5 protein-coding genes and 1 rRNA gene are annotated in these 6000 nt (G+C 41.9%); 5 read left to right on the forward strand and 1 reads right to left on the reverse strand.

What is annotated here, in order from left to right; all coding sequences use genetic code 11:
* Positions 1 to 48 precede the first annotated feature (48 nt).
* The 5 genes from ACP7AK_RS03315 (at position 49) to ACP7AK_RS03335 (ending at position 5490) form a co-directional block, all read left to right on the forward strand.
* Positions 49 to 1425: an ABC1 kinase family protein gene (locus ACP7AK_RS03315; protein ID WP_004647106.1), complete on the forward strand. Its 1377-nt coding sequence runs from the start codon at positions 49 to 51 to the stop codon at positions 1423 to 1425.
* 244 nt (positions 1426 to 1669) lie between these two features.
* A complete protein-coding gene (locus ACP7AK_RS03320) occupies positions 1670 to 2956 on the forward strand; it encodes an acyl-CoA dehydrogenase family protein (protein WP_425878600.1) in 1287 nt (428 codons plus the stop codon).
* A 23-nt stretch (positions 2957 to 2979) separates the two neighbouring features.
* Positions 2980 to 4179 carry an acyl-CoA dehydrogenase family protein gene (locus tag ACP7AK_RS03325; protein ID WP_425878602.1) on the forward strand — a complete coding sequence of 400 codons (1200 nt, stop codon included), beginning with the start codon at positions 2980 to 2982 and terminating at the stop codon, positions 4177 to 4179.
* A gap of 113 nt (positions 4180 to 4292) precedes the next feature.
* Positions 4293 to 4784: a GNAT family N-acetyltransferase gene (locus ACP7AK_RS03330; RefSeq protein ID WP_005100090.1), complete on the forward strand. Its 492-nt coding sequence runs from the start codon at positions 4293 to 4295 to the stop codon at positions 4782 to 4784.
* Between the two features lie 124 nt (positions 4785 to 4908).
* Positions 4909 to 5490, forward strand: a complete 582-nt coding sequence (locus ACP7AK_RS03335) for a lytic transglycosylase domain-containing protein (protein ID WP_425878569.1) — start codon at positions 4909 to 4911, stop codon at positions 5488 to 5490.
* A gap of 399 nt (positions 5491 to 5889) precedes the next feature.
* Here the strand turns inward: ACP7AK_RS03335 and rrf are convergent.
* Positions 5890 to 6000: ribosomal RNA gene (rrf, locus tag ACP7AK_RS03340) — 5S ribosomal RNA — on the reverse strand; the annotation flags it as partial.

The raw sequence follows: 6000 nt of genomic DNA on the forward strand, positions 1-6000 counted from the left end.
ACAATGATTTATTCTGCTTCATGCTGATGATGAAAGGATCGAGTTTACATGTCAGATCAGAACGATAAGCTTAAACAACTGAAAACCTCCTCTATGGATCGACGCTTATCGATCGCAAAGGCATCCTTGCTGGCAGGCACGCGTTGGGCGGCTTCTAGTGCAAGCTCCATGTTCTCAAGCGAAGAAGAAAAAGAAAAAAAACGTAAAAAAGCCATGAAAGAACAGGCCGATTATCTGGTAGCGGAAATTGGCAAGCTGAAAGGGTCTATCGTTAAAATTGGCCAGATGATGGCGCTGTACGGTGAGCATTTTCTGCCAGAAGAAGTCACTCAGGCTCTAAATACCCTGAACAATCAGACGGTGGCATTGGCATGGCCAGCCATCAAGACCCAGTTACAGCAACAACTTGGTTCTAAACTCGACGATCTCACCATTGATCATGAACCTTTGGGCACAGCTTCTTTGGCACAGGTACATCGCGCTACCCGAAAATCTGACGGCATGGAACTGGTGTTAAAAATTCAATACCCAGGTGTGGCAGAAGCCATTGATTCGGATATGAGCCTGTTTAAAAATATGCTGAAATTGACCCGTATCGTGCCGCAGACCCGAGAATTCGACCAGTGGTTCGATGAAGTCCGTGAGATGATGCACCGTGAAGTAAATTATCAGATTGAAGCAGATACCACGCGTCGTTTTGCTGCACGTTTAAAAGATGATCCGCGCTATATCGTCCCGACCATTATTAATGAATATTGCTCTGATCGTGTGCTATGCATGACTTTTGAACGTGGTGTGCCGATCAATAGCCCGGTAATGTTATCCCTGCCCCAAGAACGCCGCAACCAGTTAGGGGAAGCCTCTCTGGAAATTGCAGTACGTGAAATTTTCGAATGGGGCGAGATGCAAACCGATCCGAACTTTGGTAATTATCTGGTTCGTCTGGGCAATGGTGCAGATGTGCACGACAAGATCATTCTGCTCGACTTTGGCGCGATCCGCCAGTTTGACCAGCATCTGCTCAGTGTTGCGCGTAACCTGATCCAGGCAGGCTATCATCATGACTCGGATATGATGGTCAAGGCGATGACTGGTTATGAGTTTTTTGATTCGATTCCGCAAAGCATCAAACCGGATATGGCCAAAGTCTTTTTACTGGCCACCGAAGCGTTTAGTTCACCGCTAAATAATCAAGAATTGCCAGCTGGCATCATGGATGAACATAATCGCTATGACTGGAAAAAAAGCCAGCTGCATAGCCGTGTGATGCAACAGGCATCGAGATCTATGGCTTCACGTTATTTCAGTGTTCCACCCAAAGAATTTATGTTTATTAGCCGTAAATTTATTGGTGCCTATACCTTTATGACCGTGATTGATGCCAAAACCAATGTGCGTGCCATGATTAAACATCATCTCTCTTAAAATAAACCAATATCAAAAAGACCCGGATAATTTTGTCATTCGGGTCAATTTTTAGACATATTCGATTTTTTATATTTTTATCTTTCTTTTAATTTTCATTGATTTATTCACCCCTTCCTTCAATCCCCTAAACCTAAAAATTGTCAATTAATCTTGTCACCTACGACATAGTTTTATATCTGAGCACATGTCAGTATTAAAAAAATAACGTGACAACACCTTTAGGATAATCAGAATGAATAATATGGTGAATAAAGCCCAAGGATTTGGCTTATCCCTACTGACAAAAATCGCGGGCAGCGAAGTATTAGATCAATTAAAACTGCGTAAATTTGTAGAAAAATCACTTTATCAAAGTTCAAAAGCAGGATTCAAAACCCTGAGTCAAACCCAGAAAATCCTGAAATCTGGCCAGAAGATTCAAAAACAGCGTCTGCCGCATCAGTCCAAATCCTTATTTGATCTGAACCTGACTGAAGAACAGCAAATGACCTGTAATGCCATGCAGCAATTTGCCCAAGAGGTGCTATATCCCTTGGCGCATGATGCAGATCAGCATGAATTATTTCCCCATGAACTCTGGCAATACAGCACTGATTTAGGTCTGAATTTCTATGCCCTGCCTGAAGCATTGGGGGGCGTTGCATCAGAACAGGATATTGTCAGCAATATTTTAATCGCTCAACATTTGGCTCAGGGTGATTTCAGTCTGACGGCTGGCTTACTTTCGACTTTTAGTGTCATTAACGCCATTACCCGCTGGGGCTCAGAGCAGATTCAGGCAGAATATCTGGGCGCTTTCGCAGAGAATCCTGAGTTAAAGGCCACCTTTGCAGTACAGGAAAAAACAGCAGCGTTTAACCCAGAGCAACTTAAAACCAAGGCTGTTGCACATCAGGGACATTATCTAATTCTGGGTGAAAAGACCTTAGTGCTCTTGGGAGAAAGTGCCGATCTGTATCTGGTCAGTGCTGATCTGGATGGCAGAGCTGAGGTCTTTGTGGTGCAACGCGACAGTACCATCACTGCGAAAAAATCGCCGGCTATGGGTTTAAAGGCCACTGAAAGCGTTACGCTCAAATTTGAAAATACTCCAGCTCAACGTCTGGGAGATAAAGATTTTGATTATGCAGCTTTTGTTGATCTGGGTAATTTAATGTGGTGTGCGATGGCAGTGGGCACCTGTGAAGCAGTCAAAAAATACTGTGTGCAATATGCCAATGACCGTATTGCCTTTAGCGAACCAATTTCTCATCGTCAGAGTGTCGCCTTTATGATTGCTGATATGGCCATTGAAATTGACGCGATGCAAATGCTGATCCTGAATGCCGCCAGTCTGGCTGAATCCGGTCAAGCTTTCCATCGTGAGGCTTATCTAGCGCGTCTGCTCTGCGCAGAAAAATCCATGAAAATAGGCACCGATGGTGTACAGATTTTGGGTGGTCATGGTTTTACCAAAGAACATCCGGTAGAACGCTGGTATAGAGACCTAAGAGCCACTGCCATTCTCCATTCTGGCTTACATGCCTGATCAGAACATAAAGAAGAACAATGATGAATCTACAAACTCCAAAAAAATTTAAGCTTTTGATTGATCAAGCACATGAAGTTGCCCTCAATGTTTTGCGTCCGATTTCACGTAAATATGACAAGGCTGAACATGCTTATCCGATAGAACTAGACATGCTCGCTTCTGTGGTCGACGGTATGAATCATAGTAGCGAAGGCATGAATGCCGGTGCAGCAGTCAATAAACGTGGCGATGCAGATACGACTAATAAAAATGGCATCAATATGTCTACCGCCCTAAGCATTATTGAAATGTGTTATGGCGATACTGGCTTATTACTCTCGATGCCACGCCAAGGATTAGGAAACTCAGCCATTGCAGCTGTTGCCAATGAGGAACAATTGCACCGTTTTCATGGAACTTGGGCCGCCATGGCGATTACCGAGTCAGGTTGCGGTTCAGATTCCGCTGCAATTCGTACCACTGCGACTAAAGACGGTGATGACTATATTCTGAATGGCGAGAAAATTTTTGTGACCTCTGGAGAGCGTGCTGATGCAGTGGTCGTTTGGGCAACTCTGGATAAAAAGCTGGGACGATCAGCTATTAAATCATTTGTGGTGACCAAAGGTACTCCAGGAATGAAGGTCGAACGACTGGAACATAAATTAGGGATTAAATCATCCGATACCGCCACGATCAGCTTGATCAACTGTCGAGTACCTGCTGCAAACTTGCTCGGTCATGCAGAAATCGATGTTGCTAAAGGCTTTGCTGGCGTGATGGAAACCTTTGATAATACTCGCCCGCTGGTCGCCGCCATGGCGATTGGTTGTGCGAAAGCCTCGCTGGAACGCATCAAGGAGATTTTTAAGGATCAGCTGGACTCCACTTATACCACACCGTATTTACAAAGCTCTAATATCGCAGCACAAATCTATCGTATGGAAGCTGAATGGGAAGCAGCACGCTTGCTGATGCTGAAGGCCGCCTGGATGGCCGATAATCACAAACCAAATTCACGTGAAGCCTCTATTGCCAAAGCCAAGGCCGGTCGGATCGGTAATGAAATTACCTTAAAATGTGTCGAACTGGCAGCAGCCATTGGTTATAACGAAACTGAACTTTTGGAAAAATGGGCGCGTGATTCCAAGATTCTGGATATTTTTGAAGGCACCCAGCAAATTCAGCAACTGATTATTGCCCGTCGGGAATTAGGAAAATCATCGAGCGAATTAAAATAATGATTGCTCATTAAATAGCGAATTAAACTTATCTAAATTGAATAAACGATGGCTTTTTTAAGCATTTAGCGTTATAAAAATTCATCGTTTTTTCAAAATAAAATCAGTCCAATATGTACTCTATTCGTCCTATTCAGCCTGAAGATAATGCTCAAATTGCAAGCATTATTCGTGGTGTTTCCCAAGAGTTTGGACTGGCAGCAGAATCTGGTTTTGCCGTAGGTGATTCTATTCTAGATGAACTATATCAAGTTTATCAGCAACCGGAATCAGCTTACTGGGTTGTTGTAGATCAACAAAATAAAATTTACGGTGGTGGTGGAATTGCGCCCTTAAAAGGTGATGCAACTATTTTAGAAATTCAGAAGATGTACTTTTTACCTGAAATCCGTCAGCAGGGTTTTGCCAAGAAAATTTTAGAATTATCCTGTGAATTTGCACAGGCTCATCAGATTAAGTCAGTCTATCTAGAAACAACTAAAGCGCTTTGGCAAGCGGTGAAACTTTATGAAAAATTAGGTTTTCAGCATCTTGATCATCCTCAAGGCAATACCGGACATAGTGAAGCCTGTGAAATCTGGATGCTGAAAAACCTTTCAACTTAGAGATTTTTTAGTAGATAGATAAAATTTGTACATTAATAAAGTGCTTTCATCAGCAGCAAGCTTGACTCTTGTATATAGGCTGCCTAACATCAAAATACGTTTATTCAGGCATGGAATTCACAGTTTGTTTTTTTCTCATCTATTAAATCCAATTAAATCTAAATGTTCACTATTTAATTCTCATTCTTTTAAATTTTCTTCTATTTTATTGGGCACTTTTCTTTTTGCGGGTTGCTCATCCTTGGGCGGAGGCTCGGTAGAAAAACGCGCAGCTAAGCTGTCTAAAGGCATTCAAACTGCTTATTCTACCCCATCCAGTACAGCTAATCGTGTTTCACCTTTAATTGTTCAACATGCACAAAATCAAGGTGTAGATCCGCTCCTAGTGGCGGCTGTGATTCATCAGGAATCTACTTATCGTAGCCAAGCAACTTCGCCAGCAGGTGCGGTAGGCTTGATGCAAGTGATTCCAAGATATTGGCAACAAACCTGCCCTGGTGATTTATACAATGAAAGCAGTAATATCCAATGTGGTACATATATTCTTTCTAAATATAATCAATCATCCGGTGACTGGAAGAAAGCGCTTGCCTATTATAATGTAGGTCCGTCAGGTTATGAAAATAATCGTAAAATGCGTAAACAAGGTAAACGTTATGCCAACCAAGTAAAACAGCATAAAAAAATGCTAAAAGACTCTCTCTAATGACTGAATAAAGAGAATTAATTTAACCATACTTAGGCTATTTTATTTAATATTTGGTAAATAATAATCGCTAATTGTCTCCATTAAAGTTTTTATCATGAAAGTATACCTACAACCTATTAATCTCAGCCATGATATATATATTCAGCTAAAATAGTCTGCAATAAAAAACCAGCGATTCGCTGGTTTTTTATTTTGTAAGGTTTATAAGATCAGCTTGTAAACTCTTATAGCGCTAGTTTTACAGAGATCCCAATAGATCAAACAAATTAACAGGAATTCTCTGTCTCAGAAGAATCTGATCAACTTTGAGATATAGATATGTTAAATATCTTATCTAAAATTCCACGCACAAAAAAATCCCCCTCTGCCTTAGCGGAGGGGGATTTTCGAATAATGAGCTGGCGATGACTTACTCTCACATGGGTAACCCCACACTACCATCAGCGCTAAGAGGTTTCACTTCTGAGTTCGGGAAGGGATCAGGTGGTTCACTCTTGCTATGGTCGC

Source organism: Acinetobacter sp. TWP2-2-3 (genome assembly GCF_049896445.1).
Classification (GTDB): Bacteria; Pseudomonadota; Gammaproteobacteria; order Pseudomonadales; family Moraxellaceae; genus Acinetobacter.